Source organism: Subtercola endophyticus, assembly GCF_021044565.1.
Taxonomy (GTDB): domain Bacteria; phylum Actinomycetota; class Actinomycetes; order Actinomycetales; family Microbacteriaceae; genus Subtercola; species Subtercola endophyticus.
Window position 1 is genome coordinate 2,093,405 of sequence record NZ_CP087997.1, and the last position, 23,550, is coordinate 2,116,954.

24 protein-coding genes are annotated in these 23,550 nt (G+C 67.0%); 9 read left to right on the plus strand and 15 right to left on the minus strand.

Going from position 1 to position 23,550, the window contains the following annotated elements; translation table 11 throughout:
• Positions 1-31 precede the first annotated feature (31 nt).
• Both LQ955_RS09795 and LQ955_RS09800 read left to right on the plus strand, forming a co-directional pair.
• Complete coding sequence (locus LQ955_RS09795; protein WP_231027964.1) at positions 32-577, plus strand: hypothetical protein; 546 nt, start codon at positions 32-34, stop codon at positions 575-577.
• 11 nt (positions 578-588) lie between these two features.
• On the plus strand, positions 589-1,167 hold the full coding sequence (locus LQ955_RS09800; RefSeq protein ID WP_231027965.1) for a hypothetical protein: 579 nt from the start codon (positions 589-591) through the stop codon (positions 1,165-1,167).
• Between the two features lie 127 nt (positions 1,168-1,294).
• Here the strand turns inward: LQ955_RS09800 and rimM are convergent, their stop codons facing one another.
• The 3 genes from rimM to rpsP are packed head-to-tail and all read right to left on the minus strand — an operon-like array spanning position 1,295 to position 2,690.
• Complete coding sequence (gene rimM, locus LQ955_RS09805; protein WP_231027966.1) at positions 1,295-2,062, minus strand: ribosome maturation factor RimM; 768 nt, start codon at positions 2,060-2,062, stop codon at positions 1,295-1,297.
• The gene (locus LQ955_RS09810; protein ID WP_231027967.1) at positions 2,019-2,255 is read right to left on the minus strand and encodes an RNA-binding protein; all 237 of its coding nucleotides are present in this window, start codon (positions 2,253-2,255) and stop codon (positions 2,019-2,021) included. The genes rimM and LQ955_RS09810 overlap by 44 nt, the downstream gene beginning before the upstream one ends.
• A 3-nt stretch (positions 2,256-2,258) precedes the next feature.
• Positions 2,259-2,690 (minus strand): 30S ribosomal protein S16, encoded by a 432-nt coding sequence (gene rpsP, locus LQ955_RS09815; RefSeq protein ID WP_231027968.1) that lies wholly within the window; start codon positions 2,688-2,690, stop codon positions 2,259-2,261.
• Positions 2,691-2,916: 226 nt separating this feature from the next.
• Between rpsP and LQ955_RS09820 the strand changes: the two genes are divergently transcribed.
• Positions 2,917-4,053, plus strand: coding sequence for a glutamate--cysteine ligase (locus LQ955_RS09820; RefSeq protein WP_231027969.1), 1,137 nt, complete (start codon positions 2,917-2,919; stop codon positions 4,051-4,053).
• Positions 4,054-4,250: 197 nt separating this feature from the next.
• On the opposite strand, the gene LQ955_RS09825 is transcribed toward LQ955_RS09820, so the two are convergent.
• The 10 genes from LQ955_RS09825 to LQ955_RS09870 all read right to left on the minus strand — a co-directional run bounded on the left by LQ955_RS09825 (position 4,251) and on the right by LQ955_RS09870 (position 16,257).
• Positions 4,251-5,072, minus strand: a complete 822-nt coding sequence (locus tag LQ955_RS09825) for an LLM class F420-dependent oxidoreductase (RefSeq protein WP_231027970.1) — start codon at positions 5,070-5,072, stop codon at positions 4,251-4,253.
• A 175-nt stretch (positions 5,073-5,247) separates the two neighbouring features.
• Positions 5,248-6,834: a signal recognition particle protein gene (gene ffh / locus LQ955_RS09830; protein WP_231027971.1), complete on the minus strand. Its 1,587-nt coding sequence runs from the start codon at positions 6,832-6,834 to the stop codon at positions 5,248-5,250.
• A 95-nt stretch (positions 6,835-6,929) separates the two neighbouring features.
• A complete protein-coding gene (locus tag LQ955_RS09835) occupies positions 6,930-7,457 on the minus strand; it encodes a hypothetical protein (RefSeq protein WP_231027972.1) in 528 nt (175 codons plus the stop codon).
• 25 nt (positions 7,458-7,482) lie between these two features.
• Positions 7,483-8,358 carry a signal recognition particle-docking protein FtsY gene (gene ftsY, locus LQ955_RS09840; protein ID WP_231027973.1) on the minus strand — a complete coding sequence of 292 codons (876 nt, stop codon included), beginning with the start codon at positions 8,356-8,358 and terminating at the stop codon, positions 7,483-7,485.
• A gap of 62 nt (positions 8,359-8,420) precedes the next feature.
• Positions 8,421-9,422 (minus strand): lipoyl synthase, encoded by a 1,002-nt coding sequence (gene lipA, locus LQ955_RS09845; RefSeq protein WP_231027974.1) that lies wholly within the window; start codon positions 9,420-9,422, stop codon positions 8,421-8,423.
• Positions 9,419-10,138, minus strand: a complete 720-nt coding sequence (lipB, locus tag LQ955_RS09850) for a lipoyl(octanoyl) transferase LipB (protein WP_231027975.1) — start codon at positions 10,136-10,138, stop codon at positions 9,419-9,421. Before lipB ends, lipA begins: the two co-directional genes overlap by 4 nt.
• 59 nt (positions 10,139-10,197) lie before the next feature.
• Entirely contained in the window at positions 10,198-10,638 is a 441-nt protein-coding gene (locus LQ955_RS09855) for an SRPBCC domain-containing protein (protein ID WP_231027976.1), read from the minus strand.
• Positions 10,639-10,817: 179 nt separating this feature from the next.
• Complete coding sequence (locus LQ955_RS09860) at positions 10,818-11,381, minus strand: YbhB/YbcL family Raf kinase inhibitor-like protein (RefSeq protein ID WP_231027977.1); 564 nt, start codon at positions 11,379-11,381, stop codon at positions 10,818-10,820.
• Positions 11,378-15,148, minus strand: a complete 3,771-nt coding sequence (locus tag LQ955_RS09865; protein ID WP_231028105.1) for an AAA family ATPase — start codon at positions 15,146-15,148, stop codon at positions 11,378-11,380. The genes LQ955_RS09860 and LQ955_RS09865 overlap by 4 nt, the downstream gene beginning before the upstream one ends.
• A 266-nt stretch (positions 15,149-15,414) precedes the next feature.
• Positions 15,415-16,257 (minus strand): IclR family transcriptional regulator, encoded by an 843-nt coding sequence (locus tag LQ955_RS09870; RefSeq protein WP_231027978.1) that lies wholly within the window; start codon positions 16,255-16,257, stop codon positions 15,415-15,417.
• 118 nt (positions 16,258-16,375) lie between these two features.
• Here LQ955_RS09870 and LQ955_RS09875 point away from each other — a divergent pair, with 118 nt between their 5' ends.
• Together LQ955_RS09875 and LQ955_RS09880 are read left to right on the plus strand one after the other, a co-directional pair.
• Positions 16,376-16,990 (plus strand): DUF3558 family protein, encoded by a 615-nt coding sequence (locus LQ955_RS09875; protein ID WP_231027979.1) that lies wholly within the window; start codon positions 16,376-16,378, stop codon positions 16,988-16,990.
• Between the two features lie 151 nt (positions 16,991-17,141).
• The gene (locus LQ955_RS09880; RefSeq protein ID WP_231027980.1) at positions 17,142-18,428 is read left to right on the plus strand and encodes a ThiF family adenylyltransferase; all 1,287 of its coding nucleotides are present in this window, start codon (positions 17,142-17,144) and stop codon (positions 18,426-18,428) included.
• Between the two features lie 114 nt (positions 18,429-18,542).
• Here LQ955_RS09880 and LQ955_RS09885 read toward each other — a convergent pair whose 3' ends face one another.
• Positions 18,543-18,827 carry a MoaD/ThiS family protein gene (locus LQ955_RS09885; RefSeq protein WP_304961685.1) on the minus strand — a complete coding sequence of 95 codons (285 nt, stop codon included), beginning with the start codon at positions 18,825-18,827 and terminating at the stop codon, positions 18,543-18,545.
• 19 nt (positions 18,828-18,846) lie between these two features.
• Positions 18,847-19,968: a GTP 3',8-cyclase MoaA gene (gene moaA, locus LQ955_RS09890; RefSeq protein WP_231027981.1), complete on the minus strand. Its 1,122-nt coding sequence runs from the start codon at positions 19,966-19,968 to the stop codon at positions 18,847-18,849.
• A gap of 117 nt (positions 19,969-20,085) precedes the next feature.
• On the opposite strand from moaA, the gene LQ955_RS09895 reads away from it, so the two are divergent.
• Genes LQ955_RS09895 through LQ955_RS20195 form a run of 4 tightly spaced genes read left to right on the plus strand, consistent with a single transcriptional unit; the run spans position 20,086 to position 23,494 of the window.
• Entirely contained in the window at positions 20,086-21,498 is a 1,413-nt protein-coding gene (locus LQ955_RS09895) for a molybdopterin molybdotransferase MoeA (RefSeq protein ID WP_231027982.1), read from the plus strand.
• Positions 21,491-22,078, plus strand: coding sequence for a cyclic pyranopterin monophosphate synthase MoaC (gene moaC, locus LQ955_RS09900; RefSeq protein ID WP_304961688.1), 588 nt, complete (start codon positions 21,491-21,493; stop codon positions 22,076-22,078). Before LQ955_RS09895 ends, moaC begins: the two co-directional genes overlap by 8 nt.
• Positions 22,075-22,590: a MogA/MoaB family molybdenum cofactor biosynthesis protein gene (locus tag LQ955_RS09905; RefSeq protein ID WP_231027983.1), complete on the plus strand. Its 516-nt coding sequence runs from the start codon at positions 22,075-22,077 to the stop codon at positions 22,588-22,590. Before moaC ends, LQ955_RS09905 begins: the two co-directional genes overlap by 4 nt.
• Positions 22,580-23,494, plus strand: coding sequence for a molybdenum cofactor biosynthesis protein MoaE (locus LQ955_RS20195; protein WP_390623464.1), 915 nt, complete (start codon positions 22,580-22,582; stop codon positions 23,492-23,494). The genes LQ955_RS09905 and LQ955_RS20195 overlap by 11 nt, the downstream gene beginning before the upstream one ends.
• Positions 23,495-23,550 lie beyond the last annotated feature (56 nt).

Here is a 23,550-nt window from a genome sequence, read left to right on the forward strand (position 1 = left end):
GTTTTCTCACTAATGAAATCAGGTAAAGCAAATGACTCGAGGCGGGCGCGCGGTGCTCATCACTCTGATCGTGGTGCTCTTCGTCGGCGGCGGGCTGGTGAGCGCGGCCTTCGCGTTCATCCCAATGCTGACCGGCGGCTCCGGCGGAATGTTCGGGTCGATAGCTGGCGGGTGTTCGGCTTCGCAGAGCTTCACCGACGCCGACGGCACGAACACGACCAACGTCAGCGACTGTCTGCCGCCCGGCCTCCCGTCGTCGATACCGCTCATCACCGGGCGCGCGGTCAGCGGCGACTCGGTGACCGGCCAGAACGGTTACGCCGAGTACGACGCGATCATTGTCGTCACGAACACCGATTCCGCGACGCAGCAGATCACCAAGCAGCTCACCGACGCGGGCTTCACCGTGGTGCCCTACGACCAGTCCGACTACGACCTCGAGTTCACCGGGTTCGGCTACGACGTCGCGATGACGATGACGTCGACCGGCCCGCACGGTCCGACCGTCGAGTACTACATCACCCAGTCGACCAACGGGTCGGGGGCGCCAGCACCGTCGCCCGCGTCATCGACATAGGCGTCGACACCATGAATCGTGAGCAACTGCGCGACATTTTCGCGCCGCTGCGACCACCTCGCGCACTCGACGCGTTGACCGAGTTCGACGAGGCCGTAGGTGGATGTTACGCAGAAGGGTTCGCCTACGAACGCCGAAACGGGCATCGTCTGCGGCAGCTCTCGTCAGACCCTCGAGTCACCGACAGACTCATCGTCTTCGGCCAGGCAAACGAAGACGGCAGCGAGTTCGCCGTGTGGAATGTTCCGCCTCGCAGCGCAGAATCGACGGCGCCCGAAAGCATCCTCGAAGAAATGCCCATCGTCATTCTGGGAGACGAAGGCGGAATCCACCCTGTCGCCTCGAACGCGGTCGAATTTCTTCGGCTGCTCTCGTTCGATCGTGACCTCGCAGTGAGCGAGGAGCGCGTCTGGTTCTCTCAAGACGAGCTTCACGACGACTCCCCGTTCCATGCGGCCTATCGAGTGTGGTTCGAGGCACATTTCGCGGCCACACTGACAACGCGTGACGAAATCGCGCAGAACGCCCAACGCCGGTACGGACGGGCCCTGACGGCCTTCCTCTCCGGCCCCACGAACACATCGCACTAAGGGCGGCGTCGACGACGGAGGTCACCGCCGGGGCGGAGGGCGCCGCGCTCAGAAAAAACGTAGGAGCGTTCGGCGGCGTGACGCCAATGGCGCAGCACAGTGCCGAAAACTCCTACGTTCTGACGAGCTACTCCGTCGGGGCGCTGGTGGCAGCGGTGCGGCCCGGTGCGGTGGGCGCGACGGCATCCGCATCGCCAGCGAGGGCCTCACGCGCATCCGCTTCGCCCGCAACATCGTCGCGTGCATCCGGGTCGCCCGCAACACCGTCGCGTGCATCCGCATCGCCCGCGGCGCTGTCGCTCGCATCGCCGGCCTCGCTGGCGGGCAGCTCCTCGAAGAGGCCGGGAGGCGGCGTCACGGTGAGGGTGCCGGCGTCGATGTCGACCTCTGACACGATCGCCTTCACGAAGGGAACGAGCACCTCTCCGGCGTCGGTCGACACGTGCAGAAGGTCTTGCGCAGACAGGTGGTCGATCGCGCTGACAGATCCGATGCGAACCCCATCACGGATGACCCCGAGTCCGACCAGCTGATGGTCGAACCAGGCGTCTTCCTCGTTGGTCTTCTCATCGAGGTCGTGGTCGATCCAGAGTATCGCCTTCGCGAGCGACTCGGCGGCCGTGCGGTCGGGCACGCCGACGAAAAAACCGACCGGATGCCCGTTGTACCAACGGAGCTCGGATAGCTCGAGCGTCTTGCCGTGCCACGGCGAAGACGGGGGGACTTGCAGCGTGAACACCGCGCCCGGAACGAAGCGTCGCCCCGGGTCGTCGGTGAACAGCTCGAGTTTGATCGCGCCCTTCAGCCCGTGGGCTTTGGTGAGGCGACCGACTCTCAGTTGCGTTTCGTTCTTAGAAATCGGTATCAACCACGTCGACACGAACGCGCTTGCCATCGGCGAGCGCTGCAACGAGGGTGCGCAAGGCTTTCGCCGTGCGCCCGGAACGACCGATCACGCGGCCGAGGTCGTCGGGGTTCACACGAACCTCGAGAACCTCGCCGCGTGGTGAGTTCTTTGCCACGACGTGCACATCGGCAGGATGATCGACGATCCCCTTGACGAGGTGCTCGAGTGCTGGTGCGAGCAAGACTTACGCCTCGGTCGATGCAGCGGCGTCAGCGTCGTCAGACGACTCCGCGGCAGCAGGTGCAGCAACCGGAGCCGCGGGAGCCTCGGTCTTCGGGCGCAGAACCGGCTTCTTCTTCTCGTCTGCGATGTAGGGCGCCTTAGGCTCTTTCACCCGAACGGTCGAAACCGCGTTGGGGTCACCCTTGAACTTGCCCCAGTCACCGGTCAGCTTGAGAATGGCCTCAACCTGCTCGGTCGGCTGCGCGCCGACGGAAAGCCAGTACTGCGCACGATCGCTCTTGACCTCGATGTACGAGGGCTCTTCGGTCGGGTGGTACTTGCCGATCTCTTCGATGACACGGCCGTCGCGCTTGGTGCGCGAGTCGGCGACGACAATACGGTAGTAAGGAGCGCGGATCTTGCCCAAGCGCTTCAAACGGATTTTTACAGCCACAATTCTCCTGAGTAATTTTTATGGGGCGAACTGTCGGCCGTGAGCGTGGGGATGCACACTCGGCCAAGAATAAGTTCTGGGGTTCTCCAGCCGCGCCTGATTAGAGGGTCGGGCGGGCAGAGACTCGACAGACCATTCTGTCAGATTTTGCGGCCAAGCAGTAATCCCGGCGAGAATTATCTGCCGACTTCCCAGAATCGGTCAGAAGAGATGCCACAGTTGACCCATGCAGATCTCTTTTGCCGAATCGGAACGGTCCACTCTCGGCATCGAGTGGGAGATCGCACTCGTCGACCAGCAGACCGGCGACCTGGTCTCGGTGGCCGGCGAGGTGCTCGATGCGCTTCGCCAAGAAGACGGCTCCGAGCATCCGCAGATCACCGGCGAATTGTTGCTCAACACCGTCGAGTTGGTCACGAAGGTGCACCACCGAGTTGAGGATGCCGTCGCCGACCTCTTGGCCCAGCTCGACGAGGTGCGCGCCATCACCGATCCGCTCGACGTCGAGCTGATGTGCGCCGGAACCCACCCCTTCGCCCAGTGGTTCGACCAGCAGGTCACCGACAAGGAGCGCTACCACAAGCTCGTCGACCGCACCCAATGGTGGGGGCGCAACATGCTCATCTGGGGCATTCACGTGCATGTGGGCATCGAGTCGGTCGACAAGGTGCTTCCGCTGCTCGACGGGTTGCTCACCTACTACCCGCACCTGCAGGCGCTGAGCGCGTCGAGCCCGTTCTGGGGCGGAGTCAACACGGGGTATGCGTCGAACCGGGCGCTGATGTTCCAGCAGCTGCCCACGGCGGGGTTGCCGTACCAGTTCTCTGAGTGGAGCGAGTACGAGAAGTACGTGGCCGACATGACCACGACGGGCATCATCGACGACTACACCGAAGTACGGTGGGACATCCGCCCCTCGCCGAAGTGGGGCACGGTAGAGATGCGCGCGTGCGACGGGCTGTCGAGCCCGCAGGAGATCGGGGCTGTGGCCGCGCTCATCCAGTGCCTCGTCGAGCACATGTCGTCGGAGCTCGACGCGGGGCGTTCACTCGTCACTTTGCAGCCGTGGTTCGCGCGCGAGAACAAGTGGCGGGCGGCCAGGTACGGGCTCGACGCCGAGATCATCCTCAACTCCGCCGGCGACGAGCGGCTGGTGACCGACGAGATCCGCGATCTGCTGGTGCTGCTCGCGCCCGTCGCTTCGCGCCTCGGATGCTCGGCGGAACTCGCCCAGATCAACCTCATTCTCGAGCACGGCGCCAGCTATCAGCGCCAACTGCGCGTCGCGGCCGAGAACGGCGGCAGCCTGCACGCGGTGGTGTCGTCACTCACCCACGAACTCCGCCACGGCCTGGCGGGCTGACGCGCTGGCCCACCGCGCGCAGCATGCAGGTGAGGCCGCTCGCAGCTAGTGAGGCCGATGGGCCGCTAGTGAGGCCGACGTGACGACCTCAGCAGGGCTACAACGACCTCACGTCTCAGCCCCTGGTGGTCGGCGGGAGGGCAGGCTGGCGCGGGCGCGGTGCAGGCCGAAGCGCATCGACTGGCACGATCAATGCCTCAGCGGGCGTTGACCTCGTCGCGCCAAGCGAGCAGGTCGATGACCGGAGACGGGTCGAGGTCGGGGCCCGTGATCCCGAGGGTGAAGAGCGTCGCGCCCAGGCCGAGCTGTTGCTCGAGGTCGCTCGGGTCGAGTGAGCCCGGGGTGTGCGGCCGAGTGCCGGTCGAGATCTCGATGTCGCCGAAGTCGCGGCCGACCGCCTCGCAGTGCCCGCGCAGAATGCCGAGCTTGCGCTCGAGCGTCTCGGTGTCGGCGAAGCTGTGCCAGATGTCGGCGTGCTGAGCCACGATCCGCAGCGTCTTCTTCTCTCCCCCACCGCCGATGAGCACGGGGATCTTGCGCGTGGGAGCCGGGTTCAGCTTGGCCCAGCGCGACTCGATGCGCGGCAGAGCTTCGGAGAGGGCATCCAGTCGCTGACCGGCGGTACCGAACTCGTAGCCGTATTCGTCGTAGTCGCGCTCGAACCAGCCCGATCCGATGCCGAAGATGAGCCGGCCTTCGGCACCGTTCTTCGCGCTGATGTGGTCGACGGTGCGCGCCATGTCGGCGAGCAGGTCGGGGTTACGGTAGCTGTTGCAGGTGACGAGCGGGCCGAACTGGATGCTCGTGGTCTGCTCGGCCCAGGCCGCCAACATGCTCCAGCCTTCGAAGTGCAGGCCGTCGGGCTCACCGCTGAGCGGATAGAAGTGGTCCCAGTTGAAGACGACGTCGACGCCGAGCTCTTCGAGCTTAGTGACCGTGTCGCGGATTTCGGTGTAGGTGGAGTGCTGGGGAGCGACTTGCACTCCGATTCGTACGGGGCGCGTGGCTTCAGAGGTCATACTCCGAGCCTATTCCTGCTTACGAGCACCGCATGCCGCGGCCTGCGCCTGCCGCAACCGCCGCCCGCACATCCGCCGCCCGCACTCACGCGTCACTTTTGACCGCAAAGCATCAGGATTGGTGGCAGAAATCGACGCGCGAAAGAGACTAGGGTGCAGCAGAGTCGCTGTCAGCCTAGCGACGCAAGAACTTCTGCAAGGTCTCGAGTTCTTGCTCGCTCGGGGCACCCTCAGGCAGGCCCGCGCGGCCGCCGAGGCCGAAACCCGAGCCCTTCGGTGCGGTCTCGGCCGAACCAGCACCGACCTTCTCGCCCGACGCCAGCGCCGCGTTCTCGACGGCACGCTTCGCCGGGTTGCCCGACTTCGAGCCCTTCTTCTTCGCCGGCAGCTGCTTGCCGCGACCGCCACCGAAACCGGCGCCGGGAACCGGCCCCATGCCCGGGATGTTCGGCACCCCGCCGCGCGCGACGGTCTTCATCATCTTGGCGGCCTGCTCGAAGCGCTGCACGAGCTGGTTCACATCGGTCACGGTCATGCCCGAACCGCGCGCGATGCGCACGCGACGCGAGCCGTTCAGCAACTTGGGATTCTGGCGCTCGGCCTTCGTCATCGACTGGATGATGGCCTCGGTGCGCACGATCTCACGCTCGTCGAAGTTGTTGAGCTGCTCTTTCATGGCGCCCATGCCGGGCAGCATGCCGATCATCTTCTTGATCGACCCCGCGCCACGCAACTGCTGCATCTGCCCGAGAAAGTCTTCGAGGGTGAACGTGTCGGTGCGGAACTTCTCCGCGACCTTCGCGGCTTCTTCTTCGTCGAAGGCGCCCTGCGCCTGCTCGATGAGCGTGAGAATGTCGCCCAGGTCGAGAATGCGCGACGCCATGCGGTCGGGGTAGAACGGCTCGAAGTCGTCGAGGGACTCCCCCGTCGAGGCGAAGATGATGGGGCGGCCGGTCACCGACGCGACAGAGAGCGCGGCACCGCCTCGCGCGTCACCGTCGAGCTTGGTGAGCACAACACCCGTGAAGTCGACGCCCTCTTGGAACGCCTTGGCCGTAGCAACCGCGTCTTGACCGATCATGGCGTCGATGACGAACAGCACCTCGTCGGGCTGCACCGCCTTACGGATGTCTGCGGCCTGCTTCATCATGTCGGCATCGACACCGAGACGACCGGCGGTGTCGACGATGACCACGTCGTACTGCTTGTCGATGGCCCACTTGATCGAGTCTTTGGCGACCTTGACGGGGTTTCCGACGCCGTTGCCGGGCTCGGGCGCGTACACCGCGACACCGGCCTGGCCGCCGACGACCTGCAGTTGCTGCACGGCGTTCGGGCGCTGCAGGTCGGCCGCGACGAGCAGCGGGGTGTGGTTGTCTTTGGCGAGCCACTTCGCGAGCTTGCCGGCGAGCGTCGTCTTACCGGCACCCTGCAGACCCGCGAGCATGATGATGGTCGGCGGCTTCTTGGCGAAGTTGATGCGCCGCGCCTCGCCGCCCAGAATGGCGATCAGCTCTTCGTTGACGATCTGCACGACCTGCTGCGCCGGGTTCAGCGCCTTGTTGACCTCGTCGCCCAGGGCACGCTCGCGCACCTTGCCGGTGAAGTCTTTGACGACGTCGAGCGCGACGTCGGCGTCGAGCAGCGCACGACGGATCTCGCGCACAGTACCGTCGACGTCTGCGGGGCTGAGCTTGCCCTTGGTGCGCAGGTTTCTGAAGGTATCGGCGAGGCGGTCAGAGAGGTTTCCAAAAGTGGCCATGGTGCAACAATCTTAACCGCTCCCGCCGAGCACATGCTGCGAGCGACGGCGTGTACGCGAACGCCGCTGGCGAACGGATGCCCGGCAGAGGCAGCTCAGCGCAGAATCTCCACCAGCATGACCCACGCGTTCACGACCGCACCGATGATCACGAACAAAATGCCCGCTGCAATCCACGACAACCCGGCGGCCAGGCCCCCACCCACAACCAACAGCACACCGCCCACGACGAACGGGACGACCTGCAGCACGCTCATCGCGCCGTTCACGACGAGGTTGCTGAGCGGCCTTCGGTACCCTCCGGCGTCGGGGTGTGTGCTCTCTTGCGTCAGGCGAACTGTGGAGTCGACGGCGAAGGCCAGCGCGATGAGTCCGAAGACGAGTGACTCGAGCCCGAGCATCCATTCGGCCTGAATGGGAATGAGGGCCCCGATCGACACGACGACCACCAACACTAAGGCGGCGATCGACGACCCCGCCCGCGAGGGCATCGATGTCGTGGCCAGAATCTGCTTGATGTTGACCGACATCGACACGATGATCAGACCTGCCAGCGCAGCGGCCGCTCCTGCCGAGGCGACGAACAAGTCGTGCCACGCCTCCAGCTCCACCGTTGCCCCCATGTTCGCCCCCGCGGATTCGCCCGGCTCAGCCGATGAGGTTCTGCACGAACACGTGCGGGGTGAACCCGGTGAGGTCGTTGATGCCCTCACCCTGGCCGATGAGTTTGATGGGGATGCCCGTCTTCTCTTGCACCGCGAGCACGAACCCGGCCTTCGCCGACCCGTCGAGCTTCGTGAGCACGAGCCCGGTCACGCCGGCGTGCTGGATGAACGCCTCCGCCTGCGCCAACCCGTTCTGCCCTGTCGTGGCATCGAGCACGAGCAGCACCTCGGAGACCGGCGCCTGCTTCTCGATGACGCGGCGGATCTTGGTGAGCTCGTCCATCAGCCCGCCCTTGGTCTGCAGCCGGCCGGCGGTGTCGATGATGACGATCTCGATGCCGTTCTTCTGCGCGTACTCGATGGTCTGGTAGGCGACGGATGCCGGGTCTTGACCCTCGTGCTGCGGGCGCACAATGTGCGCGCCGGCCCGCTCGGCCCACGTGGCGACCTGCTCGACGGCTGCGGCCCGGAACGTGTCGGCCGCGCCGACCACGACGCTGCGGTTGTAGTTGCGCAAGAACTTCGCGAACTTTCCGATGGTCGTCGTTTTGCCCACGCCGTTCACCCCGACGACCAGCACGACGGCGGGCCGCTCGGTGAGCTTCAGGGTCGAGTCGAGCTTGGAGAACCGCTCTTCGAGGGTCTCGCGCAGCATCCGCTGCAGGTCTTTGGGGTCTGTGGTGTTGTAGCGGGCGACCTTGGCGCGCAAGTCGTCGACGATCTCGTCGGTCACGTCGATGCCGAAGTCGCCCGTGATCAGGGCCGTCTCGAGGTCGTCCCACGTGTCTTGGTCGATGAGGCGCTTCGAGAACATGCCCCGCAGGGCACCCGAAAGCGACCAGGGGGTGCGTTCAGCCATGGCTCCAGCTTAGGCGCACGCACCCCACAGGCCGCGGATGTTCGCCCCGGGCAGCCGGCAGCTCAGACCGCCTGCGCGAAACCGAGCTGGGCGTTGGCCAGCTGCGCCTCGGCGAGTGCCTCGAGGCCCTCGGGGATGGCCCAGCCCTTGCGGTGCATCGACTGCGCCCAGAGGCGGCCGGCGCGGTACGACGAGCGCACGAGCGGGCCGGCGAGCACGCCCAAGAAGCCGATCTCTTCGGCCTCTTCTTTGATTTCGACGAACTCTTCGGGCTTCACCCAGCGGTCGACCGGCAGGTGCCGCGGCGACGGGCGCAGGTACTGCGTCACCGTGATGATGTCGGTTCCCGCGTCGTGCAGGTCGTGCAGCGCCTGACTGATCTCTTCGCGGGTCTCCCCCATGCCGAGAATCAGGTTCGACTTCGTGACCAGCTGGGCCGCACGGGCCTGTGTGATGACGTCGAGCGAGCGCTCGTACCGAAAGGCGGGGCGGATGCGCTTGAAGATACGCGGCACGGTCTCGACGTTGTGCGCGAACACCTCGGGGCGCGACGAGAACACCTCGGCGAGCAGGTCGGGATTGCCCGAGAAGTCGGTCGCGAGAATCTCGACCCCGGTGCCCGGGTTCTGCTGATGGATCTGCCGCACGGTCTCGGCGTGCAGCCAGGCCCCCTCGTCGGGCAGGTCGTCGCGGGCGACTCCGGTCACGGTGGCGTAACGCAGGCGCATCTGGGTCACCGATTCGGCGACGCGGCGCGGTTCGTCGCGATCGTAATCAGCGGGCTTTCCGGTGTCGATCTGGCAGAAGTCGCAGCGGCGCGTGCACTGCGAGCCGCCGATGAGAAAGGTCGCTTCACGGTCTTCCCAGCACTCGAAGATGTTCGGGCATCCGGCCTCTTGGCACACCGTGTGCAGGTCTTCGCTCTTCACGAGCTCTTGCAGCTGACGGTATTCGGGGCCGAAGCGGGCCTTGGTCTTGATCCACTCGGGCTTCTTCTCGATGGGCGTCTCGGCGTTGCGCACTTCGAGGCGCAGCAGTTTGCGGCCCTCTACAGGCGCGCTCACGCGTTGACTCCGGCACGGGCATCCTGCGCCGCGGGCACCGGATGCCCGGGGCTGGGCGCCTCCCGAACCGGCGAGCCCTCCGCGGCGAACGCCGCGTACAGGTGCCGTTGCACGGAGTCGATCACGTCGGCGGGGTCGACCGTGCGGCCGAGCACGTCGGTGATCGTGGTCACGCCGGCGTCGCGGATTCCGCACGCCACGATGTGCGCGTACGGCTCGAGGCTGTTGCTGCAATTGAGCGCGAAGCCGTGCGAGGTGACCCCGTCGGCGACCCGGATTCCGATGGCGGCGATCTTGGCGTCTTTGGCGAACGGACCCTCGCCGATCTGCACCCAGACGCCCGAGCGTCCCTCGACGCGCCGACCGGTGACACCCGCCTCGGCGAGCACCGCGATGAGCACGGATTCGAGCGTGCGAACGTAGGCGACGACATCCATCGGCTCGCGCAGGCGCACGATGGGATACCCGACCAGCTGCCCCGGGCCGTGCCAGGTGAGCTTGCCGCCGCGATCGACCTCGATCACCGTCGAGCCGTCGGTGGGGCGCTCGGAGTCGTCGGTGCGTCGGCCGGCGGTGTAGACGGCGTCGTGTTCGAGCAGAATCACGACGTTCTCGGCACCCTCGCATACCGCCTTGCGCCTCGTGCGCTGCAGCACCAGGCCCTCTTCGTAGGGAACGGTTCGGCTACCGACGTCTGCGACGAAAAATTCGACCATGGCGTCCACTATACATTTTGTGGACTCAGTCCAGGAATGCGCATCGGCGGGGAACCTCCTCAGTCGTCGACGAGAGTGCCCTCGACCACCGAGCGCAGGCCTTTCAGGGCGAGCATCCAGTTCTCTTCGGAGTGCGCAGCCGCTTCCATGGTGGGATTCTTGTCTTGGGTGAGGGCGACGCGGGTGCCCTCGGCGACTTTCTCGAGCGAGAACGACACCGTGTGATAGTTCTCGGCAACGTCAGGCTGGCCGGTCATCGGGCTGAAGTGGGTCATGCTCAGGGCGTGCGGCTCGTCGAACTCGAGAATCGTGCCCTTGTCTTCGTAGTCGGTGCCTTTGAAGGTGCCTTTCCAGGAGATCGGATGACCGACCTGCCAATCGGTCACGATCTCGGCGCCGAACATGATCTCGGGATTCGACCCTGTGGCCGTGAGCGTCTGCCACACTTCTTCCGGAGCCTTTCGGATCAGAATTTCGGCCCGAGAAACGTAGTCAGACATGAAGACTCCCCTGTCGTTCGTGTGGTGTGCTCATCATTCTGCAACGCACGACGCCGCCGGTCTACGGTCTGGTTCGTACAGTCGCGACGTGCTACAGGCCGACGTGCCGCTGGCGCAGGCGCTTCGGGCGCAGGCGGTGCGTTGCGGGTGCTACGGCCGCAGATGGTGAGTTGCGGGTGCTACGGCCGCTCGAACGTCGCCCAGGTGCGTCCGCGGGCGAGGATGAGCCCGTAGGTCGCATTGGTGACCTCGCTGCGCCCGGCCGAAGCGGGCAGCGGCAGAGACTTCGAGAGCGCAAAAAGCTCGAAGACGTAGCGGTGCGGGCCGTGCGCCTCGATCGGCCGCGGGCCCGCGTAGCCGTAGCGGTTGAACGAACCCGGGTGCAGCACGATTCCGGTGTTCTCGGCCTCTTCGTTCAGCTCGCCGCGGGCGACGCCGATGCGGCTCGGATCGAGACGGGCGATCAGGTGGATGACCGGCCTCAGCAGGGGAACATCAGGGTCTTCGATCATCAGCAGCAGCTGCCGCGTGCCCACCGGAACCCCGCTCCATTCCAGCGCGGGCGAAATGTTGTCGCCGACACCGTCACCGGCGTGGAGGGCCGGAATCGCACCGCCCTCGGCGAAGTCGGGGCTGGTGACACGGATGCTCGTCGGCGCTTCTGGCGCCAACGTGCCCCAGGCGAGCATGTGCTGCCCGGCATGCACCCGCCGAATCACGCGCCCGGGCTTGGGCAGTTTCACGACGCGGCCTCGATGCGCTGACCGATCACGGCAGAGACGCCGTCTTGGCGCATCGAGACGCCATAAAGGGCGTCGGCGATTTCCATCGTGCGCTTCTGGTGGGTGATGACGATGAGCTGCGACGTCTCGCGCAGGTCGCGAAAGATGGTGAGCAGACGCCCCAGGTTGGCGTCGTCGAGGGCGGCCTCGACCTCGTCCATGATGTAGAACGGGCTCGGGCGCGCCTTGAAGATCGCGATGAGCAGCGCCACGGCCGCCAGCGAGCGCTCGCCGCCCGAGAGCAGCGAGAGCCGCTCGATCTTCTTGCCGGCGGGCTTCACGCTCACCTCGACACCCGTGGTGAGCAGGTCTGCCGGATCGGTGAGCGAAATGCTGCCGGTGCCGCCGGGGAACAGGATCGGAAACACCTGCGCGAACGCCTCACGAGTGTCGTTGAAAGCACTCTCGAAGATGAACTTCATCTTGTCGTCGATCTCGTCGATGATCGTCAGCAGATCTTTGCGGGTGTTCGTCAGATCGGTGAGCTGCTCGGTCAAGAACTTGTGACGCTGCTCCAGCGCATCGAACTCTTCGAGGGCGAGTGGATTCACGCGACCGAGCTCCGCGAGCATCCGCTCGGCCTTGGCGAGCCGGCGCTTCTGCTCGTCGCGGTTGAACGGCACCGAATCGTCTTCGTCGCTCGGCTCGGCAGACGGGCCGCCGGATGCCGGGCCACCGGATGCTCGGCCACCGGATGCTCGGCTCTCCACCGAGGCGTCGAGAGGAATGCGCTGATCGGGGCCGTACTCGGCGACCAGGTCGTCTTCGACCAGACCGAGCTCCGAACCGACCCGCTCGAGCACGCTGGAGAGGTGCAGCTTCTTCTCGTAGATCTGCAGCTCGAGCCCGTGCACGTTCTCGGTGATGCCCTGCAGGCGCTCGCGCAGGGCGGATTCCTCGCGGCGCAGTTCGGTGAGCTCGGCGTTCTGCTCGGCGCGTTCGGCCTCGCGCTTGCCGAGATCGAGTCGAGCCTCGGCCACGGAGGCGTCGACCGAGGGCAGAACGTCGGGAAGGGCATCCACGACCGAGGTCGCCGCGTCGACCTGACGCCGGCGGATCACCGCCCGCCGCGCGGCCTCTTCTGCGGCGGCGCGCTCAGTCTCGAGCTGACGCTCGAGATCGACCACTCGTGCCTGCTCGGCGCGAACACGTTCGCGCACGGTCTCGAGCCGCAGGCGAGCCTCGAGCTCACCCTCACGGCCCTTCTCGAGCATTTCGAACAGGTCGTCGCGCGAACTCACGTCGAGGATGGGGCGGGGCCTGGCGCGGGCGGACTCGAGTTCGGCACGCGCCTTCTCGGCGGCCGCAAGCGCGGTGGCGACGGTCTCACCGGCGGCCGCGCGGCTGCGCTCGAGGCGCTCGAACTCGCCGTGACTGGCGTCGACTTGCGCGCGCAGACGCGAGAGCCGCTCGGCCTGTGCCGCGAGCCGCGAGTCGAACTCGCGCAGGGCCGTCAGCGCCGTGGCCGACTGCTGCTTGGCGTTCTGCAGAATGCCGCGCTGCTCGGCGAGCGCGAACTTCGCGCGGTCGATCTCGGCGGTCACGATCTCGAGCCGGTCGGCTGCCGCGTCGCGCTCGGCGACGAGCTCGAGCCGGGAGCGCTTCGCGCCGGATCCGCCGCGCAGCACGTACTCGGTGAGCACGTCGCCGCCGCGCGTGATGATCGTGAGGGTGCTCGTGGCGGCACCCGTCGCAGCGACGCCTGTCACGGCGGCACTTGTCGCGTCGGCCCATGTCGCGGCGGCACCCCTCGCGCCACCGCCTGTCGCCGCGGAGTGGATGCTCGGCCACGCCTCTCGCGCCGCCTCGAGATCATCGGCGATCAGTGTGTGCGCCAGCAGCGCTTTCACTCCCTCGGGCGCCGTCACGACATCCACCGCACGCACCAGCCCCGGCGCGCCCCGCGCGCCCGCCGCCGAGAGCGACGTTTTCGGACGAGAGGAGCCGCCGAGGCGCTCGCTCTCGTCCGGAACCGTCGCTCTGGCAGAGGCGGTGGCGTCGGTAGCGGCAGCAGCGGCGACGCCGCCCGGGTTCGCCACGACGACTTCGACGCGACCCATGTCAGCGTCGCGGGCCGCCGCTAGCGCGGCGAACGCCGCATCGGCGCTGTCGGCGAGCACGCCATCGGCGAGGGAACCGAGCGCGGCCGCGATGGCCGCCTCGAAGCCGGGCTCGACCTGCACGTGATCGGCGAGCAGCCCGCGAACACCCGGGACTCCGGCGGCGGCGAGCTCGCTCGATCCGTCTTTCTGGCCCAGCGCCATCGACAGCGCGCTGGTCTTGCCGGCCAAGGCGTCGCGCTCCCGCTCGTGCACATGCAGGGCATCCCGCAGCTGTTCGATCTCGGCCTCCGCCTCGAACACGGCGGCCTGCGCGAACTCGTACGCCTCGTCGAGGTCGGTCTGGCCGGTGTCGTCGAGAGCGGCCTGCGCTTCGAGCGCCACGAAGTCTGCCTGCAGGCGTTCCCTGCGATCGCCGGCCGCATCGAGCGCATTCTGCTGCCTCAAGTCTTCGCCGCGTACCGCCGCGAGTCGCGAATTCGCCGACTCGAGCTGACCGCCGAGCTTCGACAACTCCAGATCGTGCTTCGAGACCAGGGCACTCTGTACGGCGATCTGCTCGTCCACCGCGTCGAGCGACTGCCGCGCGGCCTGGGTGCGACCTTGCGCGTCGAGCCAGCCCTGCTCGGCGGCCGCCACGGCGGCGACCAGGCGTATGGCCTCGTCACGGGCATCCTGAACCATCGACGGCGACACGCTCGGCGAAACGTCGTGCGCGCCCTGCTCCGAACCCAGCAGCGCAAGGCGCTGGTTCGCGAGGGTGAAAAGTCCGCGCAGGCGTTCTTGAACCGATTCGAGGCCGAAAGCCGTGCGGCGGGCGAGGTCGACGGCGTCGCCGACCTGCTCCTGCTCGATTCGCGTGATGCGCAACTGGTTCTGCTCGAGGCGCTCCTGCAGCACGATGCGCTCGGTGCGGCGCTCGTTTTCGCTCTGGGAGTGCGCGTCGAGGGCCTGGCGCAGGGTCACCACTTCGTCGGCGAGCAGGCGGGCGCGGGCATCCCGCACGATCGACGCGATGCCCTGGGCCTCTTTGGCGACCTCGGCCTGGCGCCCGAGAGGTTTCAGCTGCCGACGGATCTCGCCCGCCAAGTCACTCAGCCGCGTGAGATTCGCTTGCATCGCCTCGAGCTTGCGCTGCGTCTTCTCTTTGCGGCGGCGATGCTTCAGGATGCCCGCGGCCTCCTCGATGAACCCACGCCGCCCCTCGGGGCTGGCGTGCAGAACGGCATCGAGCTGACCCTGCCCCACGATGACGTGCATTTCCCGCCCGAGGCCGGAGTCACTGAGCAGCTCCTGTACGTCGAGCAGCCGGCACGAGTCGCCGTTGATGGCGTATTCGCTGCCCCCGTTGCGGAACAGCGTGCGGCTGATCGTCACCTCGGAGTAGTCGATCGGCAGGGCCCCGTCGGCGTTGTCGATGGTGAGAATCACCTCGGCGCGGCCGAGCGGGCCGCGGGTCGAGGTGCCGGCGAAGATGACGTCTTCCATCTTGCCGCCGCGCAGCGTCTTGACGCCCTGCTCGCCCATGACCCAAGCCAGGGCATCCACCACGTTGCTCTTGCCGGAGCCGTTCGGGCCGATGACACAGGTGACGCCGGTCTCGAACGCGAACGTCGTGGGCTGCGCGAACGACTTGAACCCCTTCAGGGTCAGGCTCTTCAGATACACCGGTGACCCTCTCTGCGCGCTCACGGTCGTGCTCTACGGTACCCAACAACCCCTTCGGTTCGGCCTCGCCGCACGTGCTGGGCTTCACATGGGTGCCCAAAAACGCCCTCCCGGGCCCTTTTCGGCGCCGCCCGCGCCATCGAGTTGACGAAAAAGCCCCCAAAATCGCGCGGGAACGGGCTTTTTCGCAAAGTCGATCGCCGCGACGGGGCTTCAGGGGGAAGGGAAGGAGGGATGCGCGCGAACGGCGGAGGCACGCGGCGGCGTCAGCGCGCGGCAGCAGCCGCCACGATGGAGTCACGGGTAGCGCCCGAGACCGCTGCCGCGCGCAGGGCCCGTTCGACGAGGGCCGCGTCACGGTCGATCTGCGGAGTCGTCGAGATGCACACCAGCGCCGCCGGCATGCCGGGCTGCGGCCAGGGCACGGCCACGCACGACACCTCGGGCATGAGTTCGGCCCGATCGATGAACACTCCGTCGCGCACGATCGTGTCGAGCTGAGCGTCGAGCTGTGCGCGGGAGGTGGCGCGGGTCGTCGACTGCACCACGTACCCGCCCGGCGTCGGCCCGAGTCCGAGCGAAACGCGAAACTGCTGCACGACGGCCGACGGCGCCACGCCCGACACGGCATCGGTGGGCACGGGCAACGGATCGTTCGGCAGGTAGCGCTGCCGATCATCCGCCGCCAACTGCGACGCAATGGTCTTACCGGCCGCGCTGACCCACAGCGGAAAACTCGTGGTCAGCCCATAGGGAATCTTCGCCCCCACCGGGTCGGCAGAGGCCAGCACCACTCCGACTCCGCCGACCAGCCCCACGGCCTGCGTCAGCATGCCGGTGACACCCGAAACCGCGTGGATGATCGGCTCCGCGAGCCGCAACGACACCCCTGCGGCGGCACCCTGTCCGAGCAGAGTCGAGCGAGGCCCGATCAGCACGTGACCGCCGTCGTCACGCACCAGCCAGCCGTCGGCTTCGCATGCCGACACCATGCGCGAGGCGGTGGCCTTGTCGACGCCGAGTTCGCGCGCGAGCTGCGAGACGGTGAGCGGGCCCGAGAAATCGACGATCTCGAGCAGACGGAGGCCGCGCAGCAGAGTCTGTGACACGAGTTCACGATACTGCACTCCGGGCGCAAAATAGGGCTGTTATTTGCATTCAGTGAGCACTATCGTTGCAATTAGTGCAACGGATGTTGACAATAACGACCTCAGTGAGGAGAACACGATGAATCGAGCAGCAGCGATTCGAGCGACAATCACCGGTGCGGCGGCCCTGCTCTTGGTGGCCGGATGCACGGCGTGCAGTTCGAGCTCATCGACAACCAGTGCCGGGTCAGGCGCCGGGGCAGGGTCTTCGGCATCAGCCTCCGCCTCGGCAGCGGATTCTGGCGGTCCCTCCGCGGCCCCCGCCGCGGCCAGTGGATCCACCGACCCGTGCACCCTCGCCACCACCACCGAGATCCAGGCGATTTTCGGCGGCACGGTTGCAACCGGTGCGCCCGACACCGACCCTTCTCAGGTCAATCCCACCTGCGTCTGGCCGGTGACCGGGTCGAATCTCGGCGGGTCAGGCCAGGTCGACATCTTCCTGCCCACGGCTATGCAAGACGCCACGAAATTCGGCTACGCCAAAGACGGAACCCCGGGTGCCATCGACCTTCCGGGCATCGGCGATTCGGCCTTCTACAGCGCACAAACAGATGCCGTCACCTTCGCGTCGGGTGACACCGTCGTCACCGTGCAGAGTGTGTTCATTCGCGGCGACGGCAACACGCTCGACCCCGCCACCACCCAGCAGCAGGTGACCGCCCTCGCGACGAAGGTGGCCGCGGGGCTCTAGCCGCCGGGCCTTGGCTCTCGACATCGAGAGGGCGATTTCGCTCCCAAGTTCCACAGTTTGGGAGAGAAATCGCCCTTTCTATGGGGCAATCTGCAAACGAGGACGCGGGCAAGCACGGGAGGAGCCGCGCGCAGGCGCGTAGGGTTGGAACATGGCACGCACCCCGCTCGTCGCACCCGGGCGGGAGCTGACGGCGAGCGAGCTGGAGCGCTATTCGCGGCAGATCCGGTTGCCGCAAATCGGCATCGAAGGGCAGCGCCGTCTGGCGAATTCGCGCGTCGTGGTGCTCGGCGCAGGTGGGCTCGGCTCGCCGGTGCTCACGTCCCTCGCGGCCGCGGGTGTCGGAACGATCGGCATCGTCGACGAAGACGTTGTCGATGTGTCGAATCTGCAGCGTCAGACCATCCATACGACAGCCGCCGTGGGTACTTCGAAGGTGCATTCTGCGGCAGCGGGCATCCGTCGGCTGAACCCGCACGTGAACGTCGAACTGCACGACGAACGCCTGACCGGGCGTAATGCCGCCCGCATTCTCTCGGCCTACGACCTCGTCATCGACGGAACCGACAACTTCGCCACGCGATACCTGGCAAACGATACAGCCGCGCTGCTCGGCATGCCTTATGTGTGGGGGTCGGTGCTGCGATTCGACGGGCAGGCGTCGACGTTCTGGAGCGCCGCGGGCGCACATGGCGAGCTCGGACCGAATCTGCGCGACGTCTTTCCCGTGCCCCCCGGCGACGACGAAGTCGAGTCGTGCGCCGTCGCCGGGGTACTGGGGCCGCTGTGCGCCACCGTCGGAGCAACCATGGCGAGCGAGGCGCTGAAGCTCATCGCGGGGTTCGGCGAGCTGCTGTTAGGGCGCATTCTGGTAGTGGATGCTCTCGACGGCAGCTACACGAATGTGCCGTTTCACCGTGCGGCGGCCGACGACTCGACGCCCCCGGCTGACGCGGTAAAGGGTTCGGCTTCGGGCCCGGCTTCGGCTTCGGCTTCGACTTCGGCTTCGGCTTCGGGTTCGGGTTCGGGTTCGGGTTCGGCGCAAGGTTCACCAATCGAAAGAAGCACAATGCCTGACGAATCAACTCCCGCCACTCCGGCGGCACCGTCGATCACCGCGACCGAACTCGCCGCGCGACTGGTCGCGCGCGCGGCAGGCACCGACGACTTCGTGCTCGTCGACGTGCGGGAGCCCTGGGAACGTGAGCTCGTCGCGATTGAGGGCTCAGCCCTCGTTCCGCTGCAGTCGATTCTCTCCGAAGCGGCCCAAGAGGTCATGCCGCGCGACGAGACCGTCATCGTGCACTGCCACTACGACAACCGCTCCCGCTACGCCCGCGAGGTGCTGCTGCAGTCGGGCTGGACCAACGTCACCTTCGTCGAAGGCGGCATCGACGCCTGGGCGACCGAGGTCGACCCCACCCTCCCCCGGTACTGAGTTGTCTGGTGCGCCGCCGCCCCCTCGCTGACCAGATCGACTTTGCGAAAAAGCACCTTCCCGGCACGTTTTGGGTGCTTTTTCGCAAAGTCGATTGCAGCGACTGCAGGTAGCTCAGCCGCCGGCGAAGGGAGGGAGCACGTCGAGTTCGTCGCCGTCTCGCAGGGGGTGGGAGCGATCGGTCGTGGTCACGCCGTTGACGAGAAAGCTGCTGCGGCCGAAGACAGGCACCGCCGCCAATCCCGCGCCGACGAGTAGCTCGTCGATCGTGCATCCTTCGGCCACCGTTCGCGTCTCTGCGCCAACACCGGCGGCCGCCTTTGCCGCCGCGAAATAGCGCACATGAATGTTCGCGGGCGCGGCCGATGCCGTCGTCGAACCACCAGCGCCAGATTGCACAGTCGGGGCCTCCGCCGAGTTATCCACCGATCGCACTCATCGGCCGATCGGGCTGCTGGAAGCCTGCGAGGCTCATGCCATGTCCAGATTGCTTCGCCCACATCGCCCCGCGCCAGAGATCGGCCACGGTGTCGTCGTCAGCGCCTGCGCGCATCGGGCCGAGCAGATCGGTCTCCGTGTGCGAGAACAGGCAGCTGCGCACGGCGCCCTCCGCCGTGAGCCGCGTGCGTCGGCAGTCCTCGCAGAACGCCTCGGTGACCGAAGCGATGATGCCCACGGTTCCCAACGGCGCACTGTCAGCGGCCGCACCGCGCTCGCGAACCTGGTACAACTCTGCCGGGGCGCCATCGCGCGGCGCTTCGTCTGGCGTGAGGTCGAATCGCGACGAGAGCCGCCGGCGAATCTCGGCGGCCGTGATCATCACGTCACGATTCCAGATGTGGTCGGCGTCGAGCGGCATCTGCTCGATGAACCGCAGTTGGTGCCCCCCGGCGAGCGCCCACTCGAGCAGGTCGGGGCCCTGCTCGTCGTTGATGCCCGGAATCAGCACGGCGTTGATCTTCGTGTGCCCGATTCCCGCCTCGCCCAGTGCGTCAATGCCCTTGAGCACCCGCTCCAGAAACGGCCGCCGGGTGATGATGGCGAACGTCTCGGGGCAGATCGAGTCGAGCGACACATTCACGCGGTCGAGCCCCGCGTCGGCCAGCGCAGCAGCACGACCAGAGAGCCCGATGGCGTTGGTGGTCAGCGAGATCTCGGGGCGGGCATCCAGTGCGGCGACGTCACGGATGATCTCCACCAGGTCTTTACGCAGAAGCGGCTCACCGCCGGTGAAGCGCACCTGGCGCACACCCAGGTGCTCGGTCGCCAGGCGGGCCAGGCGCACGATCTCGTCGCGCTGCATGAGCTTCGAGGTCGGCAGAAAGGGCAAGCCCTCTGCCGGCATGCAATACGTGCAGCGCAGATTGCACTTGTCGGTCAGCGAGATGCGCAAATCGGTGGCGACGCGACCGTAGGTGTCGAGCAGCCCGGGCACTGCGGCACTCGACGGGCGGCCGGTCGACGCGTGCGCGACAACCCCGACCCCCGAATCCGGGTTCGCAGAAAGGCGAACCTGCGGAACTCCGAGCATGACGGTCATGCAACCAGCCTACGAGCAGTTGTCGTGACATCCTGCCCTAGTCACGCGAATTTAACAGCAGACAGCGTTCCTCGGCCCACCGACTGCAGCTCCCGAGCCCGTGGCAGTATTGACCGTGTGAGCACCAGGCGAAGCGTCAACGACCATCGTGAGGCAGTGGATGCCCTGCTCGCCCCGCTCGCCGAAAAAAGCGCGATCGAAACCCTCGCCGTCACCGCAGCGGCCCTCGCTGCCCGACCCGGCGACTACCGAAACCGCCTTCTCGCGGCAGACCTCATAGCTCCCGCAGACCTGCCGACCTTCGACAATTCGCAGATGGACGGCTACGCCGTCAGCTGGTTCGACCTCGTCACGGCCTCACCGAGCGAGCCTGTGACGCTGGCGATTGCCGCCCAGATCGCGGCCGGCGACGACGCATCGGCACTCGTTCCCGGAACGGCGGCCCCCATCATGACGGGCGCGCCGGTTCCGCCCGGCGCCGACGCAATCGTTCCCATCGAGCAAGCGGTTCCGCCGCGGTTTCAGCACCTGCACGCGCCTGAGACAGCCGCCCGGCGCGCTCCCCTCACCGTCGATTTCGTCGAACCTGTCGTTCCCGGCACCTTCGTGCGCCGGGCCGGCAGCGACGTCACGCGCGGCGACCTGCTGCTACGGGCCGAAAGCCTGCTCGGCCCGGCGCAACTCGGCGTGATCGCCGGCACCGGGCTCACCGAAGTCGAAGTGCTGCGCCGCTTGCGCGTGCTGCTCATCTCGACCGGCCACGAAATCCGCGACGCCGGCAGCACCCTGCAGCCGGGCCAGATCTTCGACTCGAACAGCGTCTCGCTCAGCCTCGCGCTCGCCGACGCCGGGTGCGTGGTGACCGCCGTGCCGTGCCGATCCGATGACGCCGACGTGCTGCTGGGCATCCTGAGCCAGCACGCTGAGCAGGTAGACCTGGTGATTACGATCGGCGGAGTCAGCGCCGGTGCCCGCGAGGTCGTGCGCGACGCGCTCGGCCCGCTCGGGGTGCAGTTCGGCAAGGTGGCTATGCAGCCCGGTGGGCCGCAGGGTTTCGGGCTCGCCACAATTCCGCTCGAAATACCCCCCGACGCTCGGCCTGGTGCTGACTCGCCCGACGGCGCCGATTCGGGCAACACTTCAGTGCGCGACGTGCTGCCCAGCCCTGCTCCACCCGGTGCCGCGCGAAGCGTCACTCTGCCTGTGCTGACGCTTCCGGGAAACCCCGTGAGCGCCTTGGTTTCGTTCGAGATGTTCGTGCGCCCGGCCCTCCGCCGACTGGCCCACGCGGAACCGGCCGAGCGGGTGCGCGAGGTTGCGATGATCGCGGAGCCAGTCGACTCTCCCGCGGGTGTGCACCAGGTGCGTCGCGGTTTCGTGCACGAAGACGGCACCGTCGCATTCGTCGGCGGGCCCAGTTCGCATCTGCTGCACTCGTACGCCTCGTCGAACGCCCTCGTTCATATTCCCGCAGACGTCGAGCACCTCGACGCCGGCGACCCCGTCATGGTGTGGAGAATCGATGACTGACCACGAACCAACCCTCGTCACACACATTGCGCAATCGGAGTCTGCACCGCCACAGCCTGTCGCGCATCCGCACGGCGCTCACGCGTCGCACGGCGCGTCGCACTCGCAGGCCCCGCAGCTCACGCACGAACGTCCCGACGGCGCCGTGCTCATGGTCGATGTCAGCGACAAGCCCGTCACGAAGCGCACCGCCCGCGCCACGGCAACACTGATCACCCGTCCAGACGTCATCGCGCTGCTCGTTGCGGGAGACCTGCCGAAGGGCGAAGCTCTGGCCACTGCCCGCATCGCCGGCATCATGGGCGCCAAACAGACCTCGTCTCTCATCCCGCTCTGCCACCCGCTTCCGCTCTCGGGAGCCACCGTCGATTTCGAGACGCACGACGACCGGGTCGTCATTCTCACAAGCGTCAAGACCACCGGGGTCACCGGCGTCGAGATGGAGGCGCTTACCGCCGCCTCGGTAGCCGCCCTCACGCTCTACGACATGATCAAAGCCGTCGACAAACATGCGCAGATCACCGACCTCCGCGTGCTCGAGAAGACCGGCGGCAAGAGCGGCGACTGGGTGCACGAATGACTCCGGATGCACGAAAGACACTCGATCAACAGAAGACACTGACGGCGGCGGTGCTCATCGTGTCGACCCGCGCAGCGGCTGGCGTCTACGACGATCTGACGGGTCCGCTCATCGTCGACTGGCTGACGGCCCGCGGATGGTCGGTGCAGGGCCACCACGTCATCGCCGACGGCCCCGGGGTCTCCACCGAGCTGGCCACACTGCTCGCCGCGCGGCCCGACCTCGTGCTCACCAGTGGCGGAACGGGCATCCACCCGGGCGACCGCACCCCCGACCAGACCCGCACGCTGCTCGACTATGAGATTCCGGGGTTCGCCGAAGAACTGCGCCGCCGGGGTTCTCTGAAGGTCGCGAGCGCACTTCTCTCGCGGGGAATCGCGGGAGTGTCGGGCTCGACGATCGTCATCAATCTGCCCGGTTCGACGGGCGGCGTGAAAGACGGTCTCGGTCTGCTCGACGAGGTGCTCGACCACATGATCGACCAGCTGAGAGGCGGCGATCATGCCCGCTGACACTACCCGCGACGACGCTCCCGCCCATCGCGCTCACGACGCCGACCGCTTTGACGACTCCGACAGCACGCCCTCCGGCGCGCAACCCGAGCGCAGCGCCGTCGCCCCCGAGCGCACCGTCGCCCCCGAGCGCACCCTCGTCGCTCCCAAGCACACCGGCGCCGCTCCCGAGCACACCGGCGCCGCTCCCGAGCACACCGGCGTCAGTCCCGAGCGCACCGTCAGTCCCGACCGCACCGTCAGTCCCGACCGCACCGTCAGTCCCGACCGCACCGTCAGTCCCGACCGCACCGTCAGTCCCGACCGCACCGTCAGTCCCGACCGCACCGTCAGTCCCGACCGCACCGTCAGTCCCGACCGCACCGTCAGTCCCGACCGCACCGTCGCGCGGGGCCGTGACGTCGCGCGGGGCAGTGACGTCGAGCCCCGGCGCACCGTCGAGGGAATCGAAGGCACCTTCGCGCTCGACGACGCCAGCGCTCCCGCCGAAGTGGCGTTCGCCTTCGTGAGTGAGACTCCGATCACGATCGAGTGGTGCGTCGACAACGTCACGTCTGACCACTCCGGCGCCGTCGTCACCTTCAGTGGCATCGTGCGCGATCACGACCACGGGCGCGGAGTGCTGCGACTGAGCTATTCCGGGCATCCCACAGCCGACGAAGTCATGCGCCAGGTCGCCGAAGAGGTGGCCGCCTCCCACCCCGGCACCCGCATCGCCGTGGCACACCGCGTGGGCGAGCTGGGCGTCGGTGACATCGCCCTCGCCGCCGCGGTCGCGAGCGCCCACCGCGCTCAAGCCTTCGCCGCCTGCGCTCAACTCATCGACGAGGTGAAGTCGCGGGTTCCCATCTGGAAAGAGCAGTGGTTCACCGATGGCACCACCGAGTGGGTCGGCGCCACCTAGGAGCAGCGGCACCCGACACCCCCACAACGGCACCACCGAACCGGTCAGTGCTCCCC